Below are 22,628 nucleotides of genomic sequence, written 5' to 3' on the forward strand. Positions count from 1 at the left end.
ATATAAATTCTGCGCTAAGCCTTTAGGAATATAGCTTAAAGCAACAGTTGCCTAACTTAGCGCCCAAAAAAAACGCTGACAAGTATTTTTCCACTCTGTCAGCGTAATTCTTTACTTATTTTTGCAGCAGGTCACTATTTTGCGGACTCTACAGTAAAGCCCGACGGGTCTTTCTCTAGTGCAACGCTCAATACTTCGTCAATCCACTGCACCGGTTTAATCACTAAATCAGCAATAACGTTGTCCGGAATCTCTTCTAAATCACGTTCGTTGTCTTTAGGAATCAATACCGTCTTAATTCCGCCACGATGTGCCGCAAGTAATTTCTCTTTCAGTCCACCAATCGGTAATACTTCACCTCGAAGAGTAATTTCTCCGGTCATAGCCACTTCTGCTCGAACGGGATTACCCGTTAAGCTAGAAACCAGCGCGGTACACATTGCAATACCCGCACTAGGGCCATCTTTTGGTGTTGCACCTTCAGGAACGTGAACGTGTATGTCACGCTTCTCATAGAAGTCTTCATTGATGCCTAACTTACCAGCACGACTACGCACAACCGTCATCGCAGCCTGAATCGACTCCTGCATAACATCGCCCAGTGAACCTGTTTGCGTCAGCTTGCCTTTACCCGGCATCGCTTCAGTCTCGATAGTCAGCAAATCACCGCCTACTTCGGTCCACGCTAGGCCAGTGACTTGACCAACGCGGTTGCTTTCATCTGCTTTACCGTAATCAAAACGTTGAACACCTAAATACTCTTTTAGGTTATCCATATTCACCGTTAGCTGCTTAAGGTTTTTATCCAGCAGGATGTTTTTCACCGCTTTACGGCAGATCTTAGAGATTTCACGCTCTAGACCACGTACACCCGCTTCACGCGTGTAGTAACGGATAATGCCAATAATCGCTGAATCTTCGATGTCAACTTCACCAACTTTCAATCCATTGCGTTTCATCTGTTTTTCAACAAGATGTCGCTTAGCGATATTCAACTTCTCATCTTCGGTGTAACCAGAAAGACGAATAACTTCCATACGGTCTAAAAGTGGCCCTGGAATGTTCATCGAGTTCGATGTAGCAACAAACATAACGTCAGAAAGATCATAATCCACTTCTAAGTAGTGATCGTTAAAAGCGTTATTCTGTTCTGGATCAAGAACTTCCAATAGCGCTGATGACGGGTCACCACGCATATCAGATGACATTTTGTCTATCTCATCTAGCAAGAATAGTGGGTTTTTAACCCCAACTTTAGACATTTTCTGGATAAGCTTGCCCGGTAACGAACCGATATATGTGCGTCTATGACCACGTATTTCAGCTTCATCACGAACACCACCTAATGCCATACGAACATATTTACGACCTGTCGCAGAAGCAATAGATTGACCAAGTGATGTTTTACCAACACCTGGAGGACCAACCAAACAGAGTATTGGACCTTTTAGCTTATTAATACGGTTTTGAACCGCCAAGTATTCTAAGATTCGTTCTTTCACTCGCTCCAGACCATAATGGTCGTGGTTAAGCACTTGTTCTGCTTTTGCTAAGTCTTTTTTCACTTTAGAACGTTTTGCCCAAGGTACGCCAACCATCCAATCGATGTAACTTCTAACCACGGTCGCTTCTGCCGACATTGGTGACATCATTTTCAGTTTTTGCAGTTCTTGCTCGGTTTTTTCACGAGCTTCCTGAGGCATTTTTGATTCTTCAATTTTTTTCTTCAGCGTTTCAAACTCGTCAGGCGCATCATCCATGTCACCGAGTTCTTTTTGAATCGCTTTCATCTGCTCGTTCAGATAGTACTCGCGTTGAGATTTTTCCATCTGTTTTTTCACGCGACCACGAATGCGTTTTTCAACTTGCAGTATGTCGATTTCCGATTCCATTTGTCCCATCAGGAACTCGAGACGTTCGTTAACATCTACAATTTCAAGCACTTGTTGCTTTTCTGCCAATTTCAATGGCATGTGCGCGGCGATGGTATCTGCCAAACGCGCAGCATCATCTATACCTGATAGAGACGTTAGCACTTCTGGTGGGATTTTTTTGTTGAGTTTTATAAAGCCTTCGAACTGATTGATAGCACTGCGAACAATCACTTCTTGCTCTTTCTCATCAAGATCCGGGGTGATCTGATATTCGGCATCCGCTAAGAAAAAGTCATTTTCTTTAAATTGGTGAATTTTGGCTCTTTGCTGACCTTCAACCAACACCTTTACCGTTCCATCAGGAAGCTTCAACAACTGCAAAATAGTTGCAATCGTTCCTATACCAAATAGATCGTCGATGGTTGGCTCATCGGTGTCTGCTTCTTTTTGAGCGACAAGAAGGACTTGTTTGTTGTTATCCATTGCTGATTCCAAGCAACTGATCGATTTTTCACGACCAACAAACAAAGGAATGACCATATGCGGATAAACCACAACATCACGCAGTGGTAGCACTGGAATCTCGATACGTTCGGAACGTTCCAAGTTCATATTTTTCTCTCTATCCGTTTGTTCTTATGAGAAGTATACTCAAGTAACCTCAAGATATTTGTTCAGCGAGAATTTATTGGCTTCTGATCAAGGCACTGATTTGAAGGCATAGTCATTCTACGGCAAGAATCTGTAACACAGAGCAGGGGCCAATAAAACTCGCCCTTTGGGAGCACATTAACATGCCCACTTCTGCGTCAGATAACCTTGAAAGGGGACACCATTCCTTCGGTTATCTTTCTTGAACTGAACCTGTTGATGCTGCTCTGAATACTACATCTTGAGGCCACTTGAGTATATATGGGGTCTTTTTAAAGGTATTCAATAAGGGAACAAAAAAAAGGAGGTAATTACTTACCTCCTTGGTTAATCGCTATTTGTAGACTACTCAGCGCCAGCAGCTTGGCTCTCTTTGCCGTTATAGATAAGCAAAGGCTCTGATTCACCGTTAATCACGGATTCATCAATCACCACTTTGCTTACATCTTCTGATGATGGTAGTTCATACATAGTTTCAAGAAGCACACCTTCAAGAATTGAACGAAGGCCACGAGCACCGGTTTTACGTTCCATCGCTTTTTTAGCAATCGCTTTTAACGCATCTTCACGGAACTCTAACTCAGCATCTTCCAACTCAAACAGTGCAGAGTACTGTTTTGTTAGTGCATTCTTTGGCTCACACAAAATTTGGATTAGTGCATCTTCATCAAGTTCAGTTAACGTCGTTGTCACTGGAAGACGGCCAATAAATTCTGGAATCAAACCATATTTAACTAGGTCTTCAGGTTGCACCTGCTTAAATAGCTCACCCACGGTTTTGCTTTCGTCTTTTGAACGAACTTCTGCGCCAAAACCAATACCGGTTCCTGTCGCAACACGCTGTTCAATAACTTTGTCCAAACCTGCGAATGCGCCACCACAAATGAAGAGAATCTTTGAAGTATCGACTTGCAAAAACTCTTGTTGTGGATGTTTGCGTCCGCCTTGGGGAGGTACGGATGCAACGGTACCTTCAACCAGTTTTAGTAACGCTTGCTGAACACCTTCACCGGATACATCACGAGTAATTGAAGGGTTCTCAGCTTTGCGTGAAATCTTGTCTATTTCATCGATATAAACAATACCACGCTCAGCTTTCGCTACGTCATAATCGCATTTTTGTAGCAGTTTCTGGATGATATTTTCAACATCTTCACCCACATAACCTGCTTCAGTTAGCGTTGTTGCGTCTGCCATAGTAAACGGAACATCGAGGAAACGTGCTAGCGTTTCTGCAAGCAATGTTTTACCGCTACCCGTTGGACCAATCAAAAGAATATTACTTTTGCCTAACTCAACGCCTTCTGCTGTAGTATCACCATTGCGTAAACGCTTGTAGTGGTTATATACCGCAACCGCTAACACTTTTTTCGCGTATTCCTGACCGATTACATAGTCATCTAGATGCTCGCTAATATTGCGAGGAGTCGGAAGGTCTTCTGACTCTTTCTTAGGAAGAACATCTTTGATTTCTTCACGAATAATGTCGTTACAAAGATCGACACATTCATCACAAATGTAAACAGAAGGACCTGCAATTAGCTTGCGAACTTCGTGCTGGCTTTTACCGCAGAAAGAGCAATATAGCAATTTTCCACTGCTGCCCTCTTTGCTTTTATCTGTCATTCGCTAACCTCTTAGCCTTTACTTGATTGATTTGAGTGTATATCAATTTTGACCGCTTTTCTCGAAAAAGGTGGTTTTACCTGTTATTCGCCGCGGTGATTCAATACTGCATCCACCAAACCATACTCTACCGCCTGATCCGCAGACATAAAGTTGTCTCGATCAGTATCTTGTTCAACCACTTCAAGAGGTTGTCCAGTATGTTCAGCAAGCAATTTATTTAATTTTTGCTTGATGGTTAAAATTTCTTGCGCATGTATCTGAATATCCGACGCTTGTCCTTGGAAACCACCTAATGGCTGGTGAATCATGACGCGAGAATTAGGTAAGCAATAACGTTTACCTTCAGCGCCACCGGCCAATAAAAATGCACCCATTGAACATGCTTGTCCCATACATACCGTGCTCACATTTGGCTTGATAAACTGCATAGTATCGTAGATCGACATACCAGCCGTAACACTGCCACCTGGAGAGTTAATATACAGGAAGATATCTTTATCTGGGTTTTCTGACTCAAGGAAAAGCAGCTGAGCCACAACAAGATTCGCCATATGGTCTTCTACTTGACCAGTCAGGAAAATCACTCGCTCTTTTAATAGACGAGAATAAATATCGTAGGAACGCTCACCACGAGAAGTTTGCTCAACAACCATTGGAACTAAAGCATCAATAATTGGAGACATTGCGTTTTTATCTTGGTAGCTCATTTTCTTATTTTCCCTAAATAATACCAATCTATATAAGTATCTATCTATTTTGTCTGATTTAACAAGGTTTAGATGAAAAAAGTTAAGCAACTGCTTAACTTATAGTCAAGTAATAACAAGTTGTTTGTTTACTAGCTCACCTCAGCCCGGGATAACTTAAGTCTCTCTTATCCTGAGATTAGGTACTTATATAGAGTGGTAAAAATATGGTCCGGATGAATGTTCATACGGACCATAATTATTACTTTAACAAGATTTTACCTTACAACCTGCTTATTATGCTGGTTGTTGGTTCATTAGCTCGCTGAAGTTTGTTTCTTTATCAGAAACTTTAGCTTTCTCGATGATTACGTCTACCGCTTGCTCTTCTAGAGCTACGTTACGCATGTTGTTCATCATCTCTTCATTCTGCTCGTAGTAGGCAACTACTTCAGATGGATCTTCGTAAGCTGTTGCCATCTCTTCGATTAGCGCTTTCACTTTGTCGTCGTCTGCTTTTAGCTCTTCAGTCTTGATTACTTCACCAAGTAGTAGGCCAACAGTTACGCGACGGCGTGCTTGCTCTTCAAACAGTTCACGAGGAAGTTGCTCTGCAGCTTCTGGGTTACCACCAAAACGTTGAGCAGCTTGCTGACGTAGAACACCAATTTCTTGATCAACAACCGCTGTCGGTACGTCGATTGCGTTCTCTTTTACAAGACCGTCAATTGCTTGCTCTTTGATTTTGTTCTTAACAGCTTGAGCCAGTTCACGCTCCATGTTCTTACGAACTTCAGCTTTAAGAGCATCGATACCGCCTTCAGCAACACCAAACTTAGCAACAAACTCGTCGTTCACTTCTGGAAGCTCACGAGACTCAACTTTGTTTACTTTAATTTGGAATTTCGCATCTTTACCTTTTAGGTTTTCAGCGTGGTAATCTTCTGGGAAAGCAACGTCAATTTCAAACTCAGTACCTGCGCGTTTGCCCATGATTCCGTCTTCAAAACCAGGGATCATACGACCTTGGCCCATTTCTAGAGGGAAGTTGTCAGCTTTACCGCCTTCAAATTCTTCGCCATCAATAGAACCGATGAAATCGATAGTTGCACGAGAACCGTCTTCTGCTGCTGCATCAACTTCAGTCCAAGTTGCTTGTTGCTTACGAAGTGTTTCGATCATTTCATCAACATCAGCGTCTTCAACAGATACAACTGGTTTCTCAACAACGATGTTTTCTAGACCTTTTAGCTCAACTTCTGGGTAAACTTCAAAAGTTGCAGCGAAAACAAGATCTTTACCTGCTTCGTTCTCTACAGGAGCAAACGTTGGTGCACCTGCTGGATTAATTTTTTCTTTAACAATCGCTTCGATGAAGTGGCGTTGCATTACTTCACCCATCACGTCTTGACGTACTGCTTTGCCGTACATTTGCGCAACCATCTTCATAGGAACTTTGCCCTTACGGAAACCATCAAAACGACGGTTTTTCGCGATGTTGCGAAGTTCTGCTGTTACTGCATCTTCGATGTTAGCAGCAGGAACAGTGATGTTTAGACGGCGTTCTAGGCCTTCTAGAGTTTCAACAGTAGCTTGCATTATTTATAAACCTCAAAAAAAACTCAGAACTCTGAGTATTTAGCCATATCACATACAGTTATGACTATATCCGTGTGTTGAGTCTCAAAACGAGACACAAATTCAAATTGAGCTTAGATGACTGAATAACTTCAGACATCTGACTAATAAGCGATATCTTGGCAAAAATGGTCAAGGTATCTCCGATTAGTCTCAGAATCAAAAATTTAGACGCGACATTCTAGCGGCATGACCCATGTCTGTCGAGTGATGTCCTAAAAACTCAATAGAAGATGATACAAAGTCGACAAAAAACGGCATTTTTCTATCGTTTCAGCTCAAAAAAACTTAACTTTGCATCAAAAACATAACTTCGACTCAGAAATGGGGGCAAATTAAGGGTTTTCAATGGAAAACAGATTTTTTTTTGTATAAAGAAGCAAAAAGAGATCTCAGTCTTGTTTTACCATTGAGTCATTAGACCGAATTATGGATATACGGATAACCTTGGAAGGAGATGCCATCTCTTCGGCGATCTTGATTTCAAAAAATATACTCAAGTGACCTCAAGGTGCTTGTTCAGCGAGAATTTATTGGCTGCTGATCAAGGCACTGATTTGAAGGCATAGTCATTCTACGGCAAGAATCAGTAAGGTTGAGCGCAATATTGCTCAGCTACAACGCGCCACAAGCCAACTTAATAGCCAGCTCGAAAAGTACGCTTACATTCCTCAGTTGCTCGCCAAAGATCGGGAACTGATCGATGCATTGAAAAACGCCCAAAATAGTGCCCAAATTGAGCTTACTAACCGTTATCTAAAAAGTGTAAACCAGATAATTGAAGCCGCCGATACCTATTTATTAGATATTAACGGAACGACTATTGCGGCAAGTAATTGGGACAGTGATAAAACCTTTATCGGTAGAAACTTTGCTTTTCGCCCCTACTTTCAACATGCATTAAATAAAGGTTCAGGACAATACTTCGCGCTCGGTTCCACTTCTGGCAAACGGGGTTTCTATTACTCTTTTCCTGTTACTTATGCCGCAGAAAAAATTGGCGTGGTGGTGGTCAAGACCAATATCACCGATATAGAAAAGGGCTGGTCTAGCGATAAAAGTTATTTTGTCGCCAATGACCGCAACGGGGTGATCTTTATGTCTAGCAACCCCAAATGGTTGTACAAGAACTTATTTACCCTCTCACCATCACAAGCAGAACAGATCAGAGAGAGCCGACAATATCTTGATAAACAGATCGACAATCTTGATTTTATTCAAGACCACGATGGCTTAAATGGTGAATTAAACAAATCACACTCTGTCTTTTTTAGAGATACTTATATCAGCGCAAAGAAACGTACTGCGGTGCAACCTTTAGAGATTCGTATCCTGACTCCTAAAGTATGGATATTTTGGCAACTATTCGGCTATCTGATTATTTTGAGCCTGATTTTCGCCTTAATATTGATGGTATGGCTATTGATTCGACACCGGCAGATAAAACAGCGGCAGATAGCTCAAATTGAGCATGAAGCATTGCAGAAGCTTGAGTTTCAGGTAATGGAGCGCACTGCAGAGCTACAAATGGAGATAGATGAGAGAGAGAAAACGGAACTGATGCTACGTCAAACTCAAGAAGAGTTGATACAGGCAGCAAAACTGGCGGTATTGGGGCAGATGTCTGCCAGCATTAGTCATGAACTCAATAACCCATTGGCGGCAATACGAAGCTTTGCAGAAAATGGCAAACGCTTTCTCGATAAAGGACAACCAGAAAGAACCATCGACAATCTAAGTCGAATCTCTGCCCTTACCGATCGAATGGCCAAGATCAGTCAACAATTGAAGTCTTTAGCGAGGAAAACCGCCAGTGATGAGTTGGTGGACGCACTTATCCAACCTGTCATCATAACGTCGATAGAACTACTTAAACCACAATTAAGAGCCAGTCAGATCAAGTTAGATATGCAGATAGACAACGAGTCATTGCAAGGTAGGATTAATTTAATTCAATTGGAACAAGTACTCATCAACCTTATTACTAACGCCATTGATGAACTGGAGAAGCGAGAAAAAAGACAGATTTCAATCACACTTACCGAACAAGGTAATGCCATCCAAATTCATATCGACGATACTGGACATGGTTTATCAACCACAAAACAGAGCCAACTGTTTGCTCCATTTTATACCACCAAGCAACATGGGTTAGGATTAGGTCTGTCCATCTCGCTACAGATTATGCAGGCGATGGGTGGCGATTTAACCGCGGAGCCATCCCCTCTTGGTGGAGCTAGATTTACCATAACCATGCCCAAAACAGTAACAGAGGATAACAAAGCCTAGCATGTGTGATGTATTTTTTATTGATGATGAAAGTGATATGCGCCTAGCACATGAACAGAGTTTTGAGCTGGAGGATATTACTGCACAGTTTTTTCCTGACGCAGAAACGGCACTACTCGAAATTAAAAACAGTGGCTACCCTTCTGTCATCGTCAGTGATATTTGTCTACCTGGCATATCTGGCCACGACTTGCTCAATACGGTAATGAGTAATGATCGAGATATTCCTGTCATATTAATTACTGGCCACGGTGATATATCGATGGCGGTTCAAGCCATGCACAGTGGAGCCTATGACTTTATTGAAAAACCTTTCTCCAACGATCGCCTCATTGATACGGTTAAACGAGCAATAGAAAAACGTCAATTAACAGAAGAGAATAAACAGTTAAAACAGGCGCTGAAAGTAAAACAACCTTTGGGTCCGCGGATTATTGGTGAAACCAACTGTGTTCAGCAATTAAGAGAGACCATTTCCCATATTGCTGATACCGGCGCAGATGTGCTGCTGTTTGGTGAAACAGGCACAGGTAAAGAGCTTATTGCTCGCTCGCTGCATGAACAAAGTAGCCGAAGAGAGAACAACTTTGTCGCGGTAAACTGTGGAGCAGTGCCAGAAAACCTAATTGAGAGTGAGTTGTACGGCCATGAAAAAGGGGCATTTACTGGTGCTGAAAGTAAGCGTATTGGTAAATTTGAATATGCGCAGGGAGGGACGCTTTTTTTAGACGAAATTGAATCCATGCCAATGCAAGCACAAATTCGCCTGCTTAGAGTATTGCAAGAGCGCGTAATCGAACGCGTTGGGTCTAACCAAGCCCTTCCTCTAGACATTCGAGTAATAGCCGCCACAAAGGTAGACTTAAAATTGGCGGCCGTTGAAGGGACATTTAGGCAAGATCTCTATTATCGTTTAAACGTAGTGACTCTTGATTTACCCCCACTAAGAGAGCGTAAAGAGGATATTCCTGCCCTTTTCCATCACTTTTTACTGGTTGCCGCCGCTCGCTATAAAAAAGCGGCCACTTCTTTAGCGCCAACCGATTTACAAACATTATTAGCGCACAACTGGCCGGGAAATGTGCGAGAACTTCGCAATGCCGCAGAGCGATACGTGTTATTAGGAAAACTCTCGCAATTAAGTGATAACGTTGAAAGAGAAACGCTATTAGCAAGTTTAGCTGAGCAAGTCGCAGAATTTGAAAAGTCGGCCATTGAACAAGCGCTTATTGAGTGTGGCGGAAGCATAAAAAATACCATGGAGCGACTCAACCTCGCCCGTAAAACTCTCTACGATAAGATGCAACGGTATGAGCTAGATAAAGAGAACTACAAGAGCCTATAAATACGGTCCCGCTATATAGGCTCTTGAGATGATTAATGGGCAACAGATAACGCGTAGCTCAATGTTTTATCCACTTTATCGGTCGTTCTTAAATACCCTCGGAAATTATCCGCTTCAACATAACGTTTTTTCTGATGATAAACATATTTAAGAGTAAACTCATTCGTCGCCGCAGACAGCAACTTGCCTAATGAACTTCTACTGGCAAGCACTTCAAAACTAAAATCAAATTCATCGGATTTAAGCTCTGTTTTTTCATCTTGAATCGTAAATGAATCATCCAAAGTCACCTTTATATTTTGCGAAATCTCTATTTTCGCTCCCAAATTATAAGGTGATTTGCGTCGTTTCATTTGAGGGAAATTGATAAAAGAACTGATCATATCGCCATATATTAATGCCTCACGTCTGTTTTCCTCAATATTTTCCCATATTTGGTCAATAACATAAGTTTCATGAAAGGTGATGACATTGGCGTTACGATCGTCATCGACAAAAATATCTTCATCCAAATAAATATCTGGGTATTGCTTAGTATAATACTCTTCATAATCTCTAGATATTGTAGCCAATGAATTAGAGACAATATAACGACGCATACGATCAGCTTGCTTACCCGAATATTTGGTACTTACTATCATCAAAGAGGGTTTATCGCTATTAATAGTAAATGTTGTTGAACTATCGATTTTATTGACCGAACTTGATTCAATATTGGTTAATTGATCATTGCCCTTTTCTATAATCAACGCATAACCCAGCGATGGTGTAGTTACATTTGCTAACTTTGTTGCCTGAAGTTCATTCGTGGCATCTATCCAGTACGGCTTTCCTAAATACTCAAAATAGACGATGACATGGTTAAAAACAGACGCCCCTGGATTTTTAGTATCTAGCGTATGGGTCAAATAAGTATCTACCAATGCCGGATAGGCATCAATTCCAATGGCGGAAAGTAATGACACCAGCAGTAACGCTTTATCCTTACAGTCGCCATAACCTTGCTCTAAAATAAGCTCAGGTTGGCGTGGCGCATGAGAACCAATACTATTTTCAATACCCAGATACCGAACTTCTTCTTGAGCAATCTGGATCGCTTTAATAATCTGTTTCTCTTTATCTTGCACCGATTCAACTCGATCTAATGCACGGCTAAACAGCTTGCCTGCTGTATCTTTTTGGTAAAGCGGTAACGCCCAATTAACCACCGACTCCCACTTGTTGAATGTATTAATGTTGATATAAGGATACGGTGTGTACCAACTTGGCTGGTCACTTTCATGATAATTATATACCCGTCTTTTATCTGAATAGTAAACCCGAGAAAACTCTTCATCTTGTTCAAAAATAAGCGATGTTTCTGTTTTACCATCAAGCTGGACTGAATAATCGCTGTCGTTCGGGTGCTGTATTTCTACATAAGTAGAGAGCACGGGGACGCTCCAGCCAACAAAAATATGGTCGTCGGTCTTGCCGTCGAAAACGGGATTGACGCCAGTTCGAGAAAAGCTGTAGTCAAGAATATCGCCGATTTTTACATCTTTAAGTATTAAGTAATAAGTCTCTTCGCCATTATAAAGAAGCCTATCTAGATCAGCTTCTCTTTTTAATTGTTTAAACTCGACATCATTTGATTTATCGATGACGACACCATCTCTAATAATATTAAGACGATGAAATGCTATTTTTTCGTAGCTAGGATCAAAATCAAAACTCAATTGAGAAATGCTTTCTACCCCTTCTAAACTAATCACTTTAGTTGCGTAATGAAAATACTTCGGCGCCCCCTGTTGACGATAATTATATTGTTTATCGACCAGCAGGTATATTTGCCCATCGACATGATTAGATAGAGAATCAGAATCTATCGCATCAACAGGTGTTACCCAACCAGGAGTAGGTGTTAAAGAAAATGACTCCACTGCTAGAGCCTGAAACGAACTAAGCAAACCGAATAGAAATATAACAACCAACTTCATTATAATAAGTGTCCAACTGACTTTTTATTGTGCCGCTATCATAAATGATTCGCCGCTACAGGGCGAATTTCATTAGAACTCGCGCTCTACTATTAATTCTTGCCAATGAGTAGCAGAGCCTTCAAATTAAGGTTTTGCATACGTAAAGAACGAAAAAGCGACATAAGATTTATCACCTTATGTCGCTTTAATTTTATTAAGAACTGATATTACTTGGTAATTATCTCTGGTCCCATCAAGGATGTTGGTAACCAAGTAGATACCCATGGAACATACGTAACGATAATTAAGAATAGGAACATAACCGCTACCCACGGTAGTGCCGCTTTAACAACATTAATCATCGACATTTTGGCCACGCCGGCGGTAACAAATAGGTTTAGCCCTACCGGTGGCGTAATCATCCCTATCTCCATATTCACCACCATAATGATACCAAGGTGAATAGGATCAATACCTAAAGCAATAGCAATTGGGAATACTAGCGGTGCCACAATAATCAAAAGACCTGATGGCTCCATAAACTGACCACCAATTAACAACAGCACGTTAACCACAATTAAGAAAGTAATAGGTCCTAAGCCCGCTGACAGCATCGACTCAGTAATCATTTGTGGAATACGTTCTTCTGTTAATACATGTTTGAGTATTAATGCGTTGGCAATAATAAACAGCAACATAATAGTGAGCTTACCAGCCTCAAACAGTGTTGCTTTGGTGTCTTTGTGAACAAAGGTTTGAACCGCTTTTGCAAACCAAGGCAGTGTGTTCTCTTTGTCCGCAAATGGTCCCATATCTTTATAGATAAAGTTTGCGATGAAGAATGAGTAAACAGCAGCGACTGCGGCAGCCTCGGTTGGGGTGAATATACCGCCATAAATCCCCCCTAAGATAATGACCACCAGCAACAAACCCCAACTGGCGTCTTTTGCTGCAAGAATCGCTTCTTTCCAACCGACAAATGGTTGTTTAGGCAGGTTTTTTACCCGTGCGGTAATGTAAATAGCGATCATTAGCATTAGTCCCGCTAACAACCCTGGAATCACCCCACCCAAGAACATACGCCCAACAGAAACATCTGTCGCAGCAGCGTATACCACCATGACGATTGAAGGAGGAATCAAAATACCAAGAGTACCTGCATTACAGATAACCCCTGCGGCGAACTCTTTGCTATAGCCGTTTTTCACCATACCGGCAATAACAATACTACCGATGGCGACTACAGTTGCGGGAGACGAACCTGACAAAGCCGCAAACATCATACATGCAACAACTGACGCCATTGCCAACCCGCCACGGAACCAACCGACCATAGCGATAGCAAATCGAATGATTCTACGCGCTACACCACCTGTAGACATAAAGCTTGAAGCGAGAATAAAAAATGGAATCGCTAATAAAGTGTAATGTCCCGCAAAGGCATTAAATAGGGTTTGCGCCACTGACGCTAGCGAAGCATCGGAATGAAGCAGCAAGAAGAACATACTTGCCAAACCAAGAGAGATCGCAATGGGTACGCCGATAAGCATAAAGGCAATAACCATGATAAAGAGAAATAGAATTGCCATAATTTAGTCTTCCTTCATTTCTGCTTTTAATGCATCTAAATCTTCTTCCGCTTCATGACTCGCAATCATGCGGTCCAGCTTGCCAGTAAAGATTTGCAATGCAATTTGTAAAAACCTAAACGTCAGCATCGCCATACCAATAGGCAGAGCCGCATAGGGGATAAAACGAGGCAATTTCTCGTAACGTTCACCTTCATTCAGAACATCGGCCAAAAACTGAAACATTTCGGGCATAGGGATATCATCGGTTTCATACCATGCACGCTCTGTGACAAAAGGAAACCAGTAGTTCCACGATCCGATAAGAAGTAAGATAGAAAAAGTGAGACAGAGTAAGACCGCAACAATAGCGTACACTTTTCGTAGCCCTTGGGGGGCCATATTAATAACAACGTCTACGCCAATATGAAAATGTTTTTTTACACCATACGATGCACCGACTAAAACCATCCATGCAAACATAAATACCGTAAGTTCTAAGGCCCATAAAATATTGTCATTCAGCACATAACGAAAGACAACATTGGCAAAAGTAAGTAGAGTCATCGCTCCGAGAAAGAAGGCGATCAACGTCTCTTCGAATGCATCGGTGATTTTTCCTACTTTAGTAATAAATGATTGTTCCATTTGAATACTCCCGCTTATTTTTATTGATGCTTCTAGGGTCTGTTGACCCTAAAGTCTGCTGACCTTTGGCGATTAGTTTGTGCTTAAAAGATCAACAGCTGTTAAATATGGGTAGAAATCTACCCATATTTAATTTTCTAGCGGTTATTGTTTATTTGACGCAACTGCAGCTTCGATAAGTTCTGCACCAATGTCTTTTTCAAACTTCTTCCATACTGGTTTAAGAGCCGTCACCCAAGCAGCGCGTTGCTCTGGTGTTAGTGTACGAACCACACCACCTGCATCGATGATATTTTGCTTATTACTTTGGTTAACTTTGGCTGATTCAGAGTTACGAGTTTGAGCCACTTCATTAACAATGGTGTTTAACTGATCACGAACATCAGCAGGTAGCTTGTCCCAAAAGTTGTTAGACGTTACAACTAGGTAATCCAAAATACCGTGGTTGGTTTCTGTTACACCATCTTGAACTTCAAAGAACTTTTTACCGTAGATGTTTGACCAAGAGTTCTCTTGTCCATCGATAACTTTAGTTTGTAGGCCGCCATACACTTCTTTGAATGACATTTTTTGAGGGTTAGCACCCAACTGTTCAAATTGCGCAACCAAAACATCAGATGCTTGTACTCGGAATTTCAGTCCATTAGCATCTTCTGGCAGAATCAATGGTTTGTTTGCTGACATCTGCTTCATACCGTTGTGCCAGAAGGTAAGTCCTTTCAAACCACGACGATTCATCGCATTTTTAAGCTTCTCACCCGATTCTGAGTTTTGGAAACGGTCAACGGCATTAATATCTTCAAATAGGAAAGGAAGGTCAAAAATACGATACTTCTTCGTTATTTTTTCAAATTTAGACAGAGAAGGTGCAGCCATTTGAACATCGCCATTAAGCAGTGCTTCGAGGACTTTATCATCATCATAAAGTGTTGAGTTTGGGAAAACCTGCATACAAGCTTTACCATTCATCTCTTCGTTAACACGACTTTCCAATAATGACGCTGCAATACCTTTAGGGTGTTTATCGGCATTGGTTACGTGGCTGAACTTGATAACAATTTCACCAGGGTCACATTGTGCAGCAGCATTGAAACTGGTTAGAGCGATAGCAGATACTGATAGTAGGGTCAGTGGCTTAAACATTTGTTATTCTCCTTAATGATTAAACAGCCCCATCTGTGGGTGCTGTGTAATTAACATAAGGCAAACATCGAGCCAACTTTTAACAATTAAGTTACAACCCTTCCTGCATATAGGTTTAGCGCGGGTTATCTAATAAATCACAGGTTAGGCAATGTATAGAATGGGTGGAAAATGACACATTAAAATTACCTTAATGTGTCATTTTTTACATATTATTAACTAAATTAATTCACCAGTAATTAAGCGTGTTCTATCCATGGCTGTTAACTGTTGAACAAACCACTGCAACGCCTTACCTTGATTGCTCTTCACCCAAGCAATATTCACTGAGTTCACTCTATTTTGATTAGAGGTAACTTCTATGGCCACCAGCTCACCACTCTGCAACTCGTCCTTTATTCGGTGTATCGGAAGATATCCAACACCCAGACCTTTGCATTGCGTTGCTATTTTTTTCTCTATGCTGGGTACTGTAATACGGTGCTGCCCTTCCAATATTCGAATGGATCGCGGAGGCAATACTCTAGAACTGTCAGCCACGACGATCGAAGGGTATCGTTTAATCTGTTCAGAAGAGATAGGTGGAACAAGCTGAGTAAGAGGATGCCCTTTCGCAACGGCAAAAACGAACTCTATCTCGCCAATTGACATACTCTGATACTTATTGCTGATGGGATCTTCCGGAACGCCAATCACCAGATCACAACGGTCGGACTCTATCGCATCCCAGTTTCCGGCCATCGTCTCTTCAATCAACTTAATTTCAACATGAGGGTGCTGCTGCTGAAACTGCTCAATTAATTGATATATCGGTGCAAAATGAAGGATATTATCGATACAAATTCTAAACTCCAATTCCCACCCTTTATCAATTTGCACCACATGGTGAGTAAGATCATCTGCAGCTTGCAGTATCAACCGCCCTTGAGTCAGCAACAGTGCACCTGTTTGAGTGAACTCTGCTTTACGATTGCTACGGTCGAAAATCACCACACCAAGATCCTCTTCCAGCTTTTTTACTGTATATGAAATAGCAGAAGGAACTCTAAATAGCTCATCGGCCGCCGCTGCAAAGCTCTTTTTTCTATCGATTGCATCTAAAATACGCAGTGCATCTAAGGTAATTGGATTAGCCATTTATCATTTACTCTCCCAGCCAAAAAACGAATTATCAAACGTATAAAGTTACTTCAATTTTTTTGAATTAATTCGTCAAATTCCATCGTTATTTATTACACACACTAGTCTCTATAATCAATTTAGTCATCAAAAAATATCTACCAGGAGCATGTTATGAGTCAACCACATCGAATAAAGAGAGCCAGCGACTTACACTATTTGCCACATAGTCATATGCATCCATCTAATACCTATTTTCATTTCTCATTTGCCAATTACTACGATCCAGATAATGTGAATTTTGGTTTACTACGTGTACTAAATGATGACACCGTTATGGCAAGAAAGGGGTTTGACAAACACTCTCACAAAGATATGCAGATTGTTAGCTACATTATTGATGGTCACCTGACGCACTGGGATAATGTTACGAATCGTGAAGAGACCATTGGCAGAGGGCACGTGCAAGCCATCTCTGCCGGTTCCGGTGTTTGGCATTCAGAGAAAAACACTCAAGATCACCTATGTCGATTGTTACAGATATGGCTACTTCCTCCGTACTCAGGAGGTGAAGTACGTTACACCAACCAAAAATTTTCCGCGAGTGAGCGTGAGAATCGACTACTGCATATAATAGGTAACCCAAGTAACAAACATCAGGTTCCGCTTTATGTACACTCTGACGTCAATATTTATGTAAGTGAAATCACTGACAAAGATGCGTTAGTAACGTATGAGCTGCCATCAGGAAGAGAAGCTTATATAAACTGTATTGAAGGTGAACTACTGGTAGAAGGTTACGGCACTCTAGAACAGAGAGATTCTCTGCTAATTAGCCAACCGGATACTCTCTGTTTTTCTCAGGTAAGTAAGAAAGAGACGAACAGTCAAAGTCACTTTATTATCATTGAAATGGCTAAGCAGTAGCGCATAGCCATTTAACTTAACTGGTTAAATCACTCTGTTCTTTGCCTATCTCGTATTTCTTAAGTTTACGCCAGAGTGTCGTGCGGCCAATTTTTAATGCCGCAGCAATATCATTGATTCGGCCATCAAACACTTCCCAAGCTTCTTTGATTGCACGGCGCTCAATCGCTTCTAAGCTCTGGATCGACGAGTCCCATGATTCTGAGTCGTTATCCACTTTATTACTCAATAGCTGTTCTGGTAGATCGTCAATATCAATTAGATTCCGTCGTCTATTAAGCACTATTTTTTCGACTTTATTGTGAAGCTCTGCAATATTTCCAGGCCATGAATAGGCGCACAAAACTTCCATCGCTTGATCGGTAATTGCAATATCATCTCCAAAGCGTTTTTTCATCCGACGCATCTGTCGATCAATATATCCGCTAATATCATCTTTGCGCTGTCTAACGGGTGGAATCATCAGTTCAATCGCACCGATTGCGTAATAAAGCTGCCGACGAAAATTTTGCTTACTCACATATTGCTCTAAGTCAGCACTAGTACTGGTAATAAGTTGAAAATTAACGGGTATCATCCGGCTGCTATTATCTCTGACCAAAATATTGGTTTTCAATGTTTGTAGCAATGCAGACTGAGCTTCCCCAGATAAATATTCCACCCTCTCCAGATACAAAGTTCCACCATTGACCAGTTCAATCTTAGATGCAACCCCTTCTCCTTCATCGGTTCCAAAAAGCGTTCGCAACATGTTTTCAGGAGCAATACTTTTACAGTTAACGGTTAAGAATGGGCCTTTATTAAACAAACTATGATTATGCAAGGCCATTGCAATTTGTCCTTTGCCTACACCACTTTCACCACGAAGTAATACCGGATCTTTTACTTTTGCGGCTCGCTTAGCCAGCGTGATCACCTGCTTCATTTTTTTTGAATTCGCTACTAACGAGTCGAAACTCAAGTCTGCATTAGCTCCTAATTGACGTTGCGCCAATCTTCTTATCGCTTCAAGCGGGTGAATAAATAGTTGGCAGCCTCCATCGCTCAATGGTCGTAAAGTAACCAGTAGTTCTACAAAATCACTTTGGCATTCAATAATTACATCGAGATGAGATAGTTTTTTGCGAGTCTCTAAACCATTTTTTAACGCTGGCGGCAAAGTAATTACTTCTCTTAACGGTCGATACAGTACTTCGTCTTTTTTCAGTTGAAGTTTCTCAGAGGCCACTAGGTTAACAAATGTAATTCGTTCATCTTTGTCCCAAGAAATTACCCCATCATCCATACACTCCAACACAGCATTGCGTTGACACAATATCTGATTAGATTCTGTTAAAGTCTTATCGATTAGTAATTGACTGGCGACTTCTTTTGCACAAGAGTTAACGAGTGCCGCATCTGAATCACGATGATCTTCTACCCGGGTAAACATCATTAAAGAAGCTCTGGCCCGGCCTTCTTCATCAAATACAGGTGAGCCATGACAGCTATAATCGTGTAATTTTATATTGAAATGCTGTGCCGCAAAAAGCGATGTTGTTTCATGTGTGTGTAAGCATAAATTAACAGCATTGGTACCTAAACGGCCTTCGCTCCAAAAAGCCCCTTGACGGATCCCCAATGTGCGTAGTTCATCAATTAATTGCTGACTACCTATAATCGACAAGGTACACCCCGTCTCATCCGTCACCAATAAACAACAGTTACGTGATTCCAAATACTCATATGCATCTTCTAATATCGCTTCAGCTATACAAGTGATGGTTGAATTTCTTTTCAAAAATGATTGCAGTGTCGTTCCAGAAGCAACGTGCGGTTTTAACCACTCATATGGATTACTTTGGCGAAGGCAACGCTCCCAAGACTCTAAGATAGGTGATGTGGCAAACTGTGGAGCGACCCAATGATGCTTCTGAAAAAAATCCCAACGGGTTAGATTATCAGCTACCATCTCTTCAATCATGTTTTGATTCAACATGGCTATCCCCTTTAAACCCATTTTGACTCGTCACTTCATATTAAACGATATTTATATAGCACTCTGTCCTATATAACATCTCCACATAAGACTAAGTAACGAGTGACAAACAGCAAAATACTGAGTTTGTCAAAACCCTTCTTTGATACACAACAAACGTCGAATTAAATGTGCTACAAATGTTTCAAAATGAGACATCACAGACAAAATAACGTTAATCTTCACCTGCTCATTTAATTCAAAAATGATTCATAATAAAACTAGTTATTTCTGTATAGAGCGGTGACTATTCCTGCTAAATTCTGTGCAGATAAACGAACATTCTCTTCTGCGTTTTCTAGAGCTTCGGTTAAAGTACAAGGTTTACTCAACACGGAGAAGCAACCGGCAATACCAGCGCTACGTAAACTACGACACCCCTCGCCAAGTGCTCCGGCTAAAGCAACGGTCGGAATACCTTTAGATTGTGCTAATCGAGAAACTCCCACTGGAGTTTTACCATGTATAGTCTGACCATCTATTCGTCCTTCACCTGTAATAACAATATCGGCATTTTCCAGATGTTTTTCTAATTCAACCGCTTGTAAAACAATATCAATACCCGGTTTTAATTCAGCATTTAAGAATGCAAGTAATGCCGCGCCGAGCCCTCCGGCAGCACCTGACCCTGGAACAAATTCAACATCTTTGCCCAACTGATGATGAATACGCTGAGCGTAATTTTTCAAACCTAAATCAAGCTGTTCTACCATTTCTGAACTTGCCCCTTTTTGCGGACCAAATACAGCACTCGCGCCTTTTTCACCGGTAAGTGGGTTATCAACATCACACGCGCAAATGAACTCAACATCATTAAGTCTTGCATCCAATTGATCGCTTTCAATAGACACAATATTGTGTAAACCATTTCCACCGTAAGCAACTTGATGACCATCGCTATCGTTAAATCGAGCACCTAGCGCCGTCATCATCCCAATGCCACCATCGTTAGTCGCACTGCCTCCAATAGCAACGATAATCTTTTTAACACCCATTTCCAGTGCAGCTAATATAAGTTGTCCTGTACCGTAACTAGTAGTCACCATAGGATTTCGTTGGCTTGCTTCCAACAGCTCTATACCCGAAGCACTAGCCATTTCTATTACGGCTGTTTCCCCATCCCCCAAAACACCAAACTGCACACTGATTTTTCTCTGTAAAGGATCCATAACCTCAACATCAAAATAGCGACCTCCAGTTGCATCAATTAAAGCAACCATTGTACCTTCGCCACCATCGGCAACAGGAATACAGCAGCATTCCACATTTGGCATAACATCCTGCAAACCTTCGGCAATAGCGTTTGCTACCTGTTTTGCACTCAAGCTATCTTTAAATGAGTCTGGGGCGATGACAATTTTCATGAAAACTAATCCTTAAGTGGACGTAATGAGGATAAAAAAGGGCTGAGACCGGAGAATCATCAGCCCAAACGAGGGTTAATCTCTAATAGAATGATTGCTCATATGTTCAATAGCTTTGATCATTGCAGAGTGATCCCAGTTTGAACCATCAAGTGCAGCGCATGTATTGAATAGTTGCTGTGCATTAGCCGTATTCGGTAGATTCACATTAAGTGCTCGGGCACCTTCCAATGCTAGATTTAAATCTTTCTGGTGCAGAGAAATTCTAAAGCCTGGGTCAAATGTCCCTTTCACCATTCTCTCACCATGAACTTCTAAGATTTTAGAAGAAGCGAATCCCCCCATTAATGCTTCACGAATTTTTGCTGGGTCTGCACCTGCTTTCGACGCAAACACTAATGCTTCAGATACTGCTTCAATGTTTAAAGCAACAATGATTTGGTTAGCCACTTTGCACGTTTGACCATCGCCATTACTGCCAACTAAAGTGACATTTTTACCCATAACATCAAATAGAGGTTTCACTTGGTCAAAACTTGCTTGGTGACCGCCTACCATGATGGATAATGTACCAGCAACGGCTCCAACTTCACCGCCAGATACTGGAGCATCTAAATACCATGCACCTTTTTCTTCAACGCGCTTAGCAAATTCTTTTGTTGCGATTGGAGAAATAGAACTCATATCTACAACAATTTTATCCTTTGCTAATCCCTTTTCAATCCCGATTTCATTAAACAACACATCTTCAACTTGTGGTGTATCAGGAACCATAATCACAATAATGTCTGATGCTTCAGCTACTGCAGCGGGTGTCGGACAAGCGATACCTTTCTCACCTATCAACTCCGCTGGTGCCGCTTCAAAATGTTCACTGAAATACAACGTGTAGCCAGCATCCTGAAGGTTTTTCGCCATCGGCTTACCCATGATACCTGTGCCAATAAATCCAATATTCATCATTTAAACTCCAAAATCTTATACTAAATTATACTTTTTCAACCAACCTAAGCCTGCTTCCGTACCATTAGCAGGAACATACTCACATCCAATCCAACCTTGGTAGCCAATGCTGTCGATATGCTTAAACAAAAACTCATAATTGAGTTCTCCTGTTCCTGGTTCATGCCGTCCCGGATTATCAGCCAATTGCACATGACCAATTGATGTAAGGTGATCCGTCATGGTTCTGGCGATATTTCCTTCCATAATTTGCATATGATAGATATCGTACTGGCTGCGTAAGTTATCGCTGCCTACGCGTTCAATAATGTCCAAAGTTTGCATTGTGGTGCTAACGCAAAAACCAGGCATATCTTGTGTATTAATCGCTTCTAATACTAAACAGATGTCTTGTTGAGCTAACTTGTCGGCCGCGTATTTTAAGTTGGCGACTAACGTCTCTTCTGCAACATCCTGTGGCAGATCTTGTGGAACAATACCGGATAGGCAATTGACTTGTTTACAACCTAAAGCGTGAGCATATTCAATCGCACTGTCTACACCATGACGAAACTCTTCTACTCGGTCGGGTAGGCAAGCAATTCCTCGCTCACCTTTGGCCCAATCTCCCGCAGGAAGATTAAAAAGCACTTGAGTTAATTGATATTGTTCCAACTTTTCTTTGATCTTCTCAGCAGAGAAGTCATAAGGAAATAGATACTCCACACCTTTAAAACCAGCATTGCTCGCAGCTTCAAAACGAGCCATGAAATCCAGTTCAGTAAATAGCATTGATAAGTTTGCTGCTAACTTTGGCATAATTAAAT

The 22,628-nt window shown here is 41.4% G+C and carries 16 protein-coding genes; 3 read left to right on the plus strand and 13 right to left on the minus strand.

All coding sequences use genetic code 11. From position 1 onward, the window contains the following. Positions 1-134 precede the first annotated feature (134 nt). From lon to tig, 4 genes are all read right to left on the minus strand, one after another. Positions 135-2,486 (minus strand): endopeptidase La, encoded by a 2,352-nt coding sequence (lon, locus tag F0227_RS20405; protein ID WP_171755096.1) that lies wholly within the window; start codon positions 2,484-2,486, stop codon positions 135-137. A 384-nt stretch (positions 2,487-2,870) separates the two neighbouring features. Beyond that, positions 2,871-4,151, minus strand: a complete 1,281-nt coding sequence (gene clpX / locus F0227_RS20410) for an ATP-dependent protease ATP-binding subunit ClpX (protein ID WP_171755097.1) — start codon at positions 4,149-4,151, stop codon at positions 2,871-2,873. An 83-nt stretch (positions 4,152-4,234) separates the two neighbouring features. Then, a complete protein-coding gene (gene clpP, locus F0227_RS20415) occupies positions 4,235-4,861 on the minus strand; it encodes an ATP-dependent Clp endopeptidase proteolytic subunit ClpP (protein WP_171755098.1) in 627 nt (208 codons plus the stop codon). A gap of 276 nt (positions 4,862-5,137) precedes the next feature. Next, the gene (gene tig / locus F0227_RS20420; RefSeq protein ID WP_171755099.1) at positions 5,138-6,439 is read right to left on the minus strand and encodes a trigger factor; all 1,302 of its coding nucleotides are present in this window, start codon (positions 6,437-6,439) and stop codon (positions 5,138-5,140) included. A 645-nt stretch (positions 6,440-7,084) separates the two neighbouring features. Here tig and F0227_RS20425 point away from each other — a divergent pair. Both F0227_RS20425 and F0227_RS20430 read left to right on the plus strand, forming a co-directional pair. After that, positions 7,085-8,767, plus strand: coding sequence for an ATP-binding protein (locus tag F0227_RS20425; RefSeq protein ID WP_345775818.1), 1,683 nt, complete (start codon positions 7,085-7,087; stop codon positions 8,765-8,767). A 1-nt stretch (position 8,768) separates the two neighbouring features. After that, positions 8,769-10,112 carry a sigma-54 dependent transcriptional regulator gene (locus F0227_RS20430; RefSeq protein WP_171755101.1) on the plus strand — a complete coding sequence of 448 codons (1,344 nt, stop codon included), beginning with the start codon at positions 8,769-8,771 and terminating at the stop codon, positions 10,110-10,112. Positions 10,113-10,144: 32 nt separating this feature from the next. On the opposite strand, the gene F0227_RS20435 is transcribed toward F0227_RS20430, so the two are convergent. The 5 genes from F0227_RS20435 to F0227_RS20455 all read right to left on the minus strand — a co-directional run bounded on the left by F0227_RS20435 (position 10,145) and on the right by F0227_RS20455 (position 16,569). Continuing rightward, entirely contained in the window at positions 10,145-12,091 is a 1,947-nt protein-coding gene (locus tag F0227_RS20435) for a DUF3857 domain-containing protein (protein ID WP_171755102.1), read from the minus strand. 209 nt (positions 12,092-12,300) lie between these two features. Beyond that, positions 12,301-13,662, minus strand: coding sequence for a TRAP transporter large permease (locus F0227_RS20440; protein WP_171755103.1), 1,362 nt, complete (start codon positions 13,660-13,662; stop codon positions 12,301-12,303). A gap of 3 nt (positions 13,663-13,665) precedes the next feature. Beyond that, positions 13,666-14,289, minus strand: coding sequence for a TRAP transporter small permease (locus F0227_RS20445; protein WP_171755104.1), 624 nt, complete (start codon positions 14,287-14,289; stop codon positions 13,666-13,668). 144 nt (positions 14,290-14,433) lie between these two features. After that, positions 14,434-15,432, minus strand: a complete 999-nt coding sequence (locus F0227_RS20450; protein WP_171755105.1) for a TRAP transporter substrate-binding protein — start codon at positions 15,430-15,432, stop codon at positions 14,434-14,436. Between the two features lie 219 nt (positions 15,433-15,651). Further along, positions 15,652-16,569, minus strand: a complete 918-nt coding sequence (locus F0227_RS20455; protein ID WP_171755106.1) for a LysR family transcriptional regulator — start codon at positions 16,567-16,569, stop codon at positions 15,652-15,654. A 156-nt stretch (positions 16,570-16,725) separates the two neighbouring features. Between F0227_RS20455 and F0227_RS20460 the strand changes: the two genes are divergently transcribed. Continuing rightward, positions 16,726-17,478, plus strand: a complete 753-nt coding sequence (locus F0227_RS20460; RefSeq protein ID WP_171755107.1) for a pirin family protein — start codon at positions 16,726-16,728, stop codon at positions 17,476-17,478. A 16-nt stretch (positions 17,479-17,494) separates the two neighbouring features. Here F0227_RS20460 and dhaR read toward each other — a convergent pair whose 3' ends face one another. The 4 genes from dhaR to hyi all read right to left on the minus strand — a co-directional run bounded on the left by dhaR (position 17,495) and on the right by hyi (position 22,620). Further along, on the minus strand, positions 17,495-19,456 hold the full coding sequence (gene dhaR / locus F0227_RS20465) for a dihydroxyacetone kinase operon transcriptional regulator DhaR (RefSeq protein WP_216613502.1): 1,962 nt from the start codon (positions 19,454-19,456) through the stop codon (positions 17,495-17,497). 260 nt (positions 19,457-19,716) lie between these two features. Next, positions 19,717-20,859, minus strand: a complete 1,143-nt coding sequence (locus tag F0227_RS20470; protein ID WP_171755108.1) for a glycerate kinase — start codon at positions 20,857-20,859, stop codon at positions 19,717-19,719. Between the two features lie 75 nt (positions 20,860-20,934). Further along, a complete protein-coding gene (gene glxR, locus F0227_RS20475) occupies positions 20,935-21,822 on the minus strand; it encodes a 2-hydroxy-3-oxopropionate reductase (RefSeq protein ID WP_171755109.1) in 888 nt (295 codons plus the stop codon). 15 nt (positions 21,823-21,837) lie between these two features. Then, complete coding sequence (gene hyi / locus F0227_RS20480) at positions 21,838-22,620, minus strand: hydroxypyruvate isomerase (RefSeq protein WP_171755110.1); 783 nt, start codon at positions 22,618-22,620, stop codon at positions 21,838-21,840. Positions 22,621-22,628 lie beyond the last annotated feature (8 nt).

Source organism: Vibrio sp. 99-8-1, from assembly GCF_013114595.1.
Classification (GTDB): Bacteria; Pseudomonadota; Gammaproteobacteria; order Enterobacterales; family Vibrionaceae; genus Vibrio.

Excerpts from the sequence above, each read along its gene's own strand:
- F0227_RS20450 (WP_171755105.1), bottom strand. The coding sequence starts at position 15,432 with ATGTTTAAGCCACTGACCCTACTATCAGTATCTGCTATCGCTCTAACC.
- F0227_RS20460 (WP_171755107.1), top strand. The coding sequence starts at position 16,726 with ATGAGTCAACCACATCGAATAAAGAGAGCCAGCGACTTACACTATTTG.
- F0227_RS20445 (WP_171755104.1), bottom strand. The coding sequence starts at position 14,289 with ATGGAACAATCATTTATTACTAAAGTAGGAAAAATCACCGATGCATTC.
- tig (WP_171755099.1), bottom strand. The coding sequence starts at position 6,439 with ATGCAAGCTACTGTTGAAACTCTAGAAGGCCTAGAACGCCGTCTAAAC.
- clpX (WP_171755097.1), bottom strand. The coding sequence starts at position 4,151 with ATGACAGATAAAAGCAAAGAGGGCAGCAGTGGAAAATTGCTATATTGC.
- F0227_RS20435 (WP_171755102.1), bottom strand. The coding sequence starts at position 12,091 with ATGAAGTTGGTTGTTATATTTCTATTCGGTTTGCTTAGTTCGTTTCAG.
- clpP (WP_171755098.1), bottom strand. The coding sequence starts at position 4,861 with ATGAGCTACCAAGATAAAAACGCAATGTCTCCAATTATTGATGCTTTA.
- F0227_RS20430 (WP_171755101.1), top strand. The coding sequence starts at position 8,769 with ATGTGTGATGTATTTTTTATTGATGATGAAAGTGATATGCGCCTAGCA.
- glxR (WP_171755109.1), bottom strand. The coding sequence starts at position 21,822 with ATGATGAATATTGGATTTATTGGCACAGGTATCATGGGTAAGCCGATG.
- F0227_RS20440 (WP_171755103.1), bottom strand. The coding sequence starts at position 13,662 with ATGGCAATTCTATTTCTCTTTATCATGGTTATTGCCTTTATGCTTATC.
- dhaR (WP_216613502.1), bottom strand. The coding sequence starts at position 19,456 with ATGTTGAATCAAAACATGATTGAAGAGATGGTAGCTGATAATCTAACC.
- F0227_RS20455 (WP_171755106.1), bottom strand. The coding sequence starts at position 16,569 with ATGGCTAATCCAATTACCTTAGATGCACTGCGTATTTTAGATGCAATC.
- hyi (WP_171755110.1), bottom strand. The coding sequence starts at position 22,620 with ATGCCAAAGTTAGCAGCAAACTTATCAATGCTATTTACTGAACTGGAT.
- lon (WP_171755096.1), bottom strand. The coding sequence starts at position 2,486 with ATGAACTTGGAACGTTCCGAACGTATCGAGATTCCAGTGCTACCACTG.
- F0227_RS20470 (WP_171755108.1), bottom strand. The coding sequence starts at position 20,859 with ATGAAAATTGTCATCGCCCCAGACTCATTTAAAGATAGCTTGAGTGCA.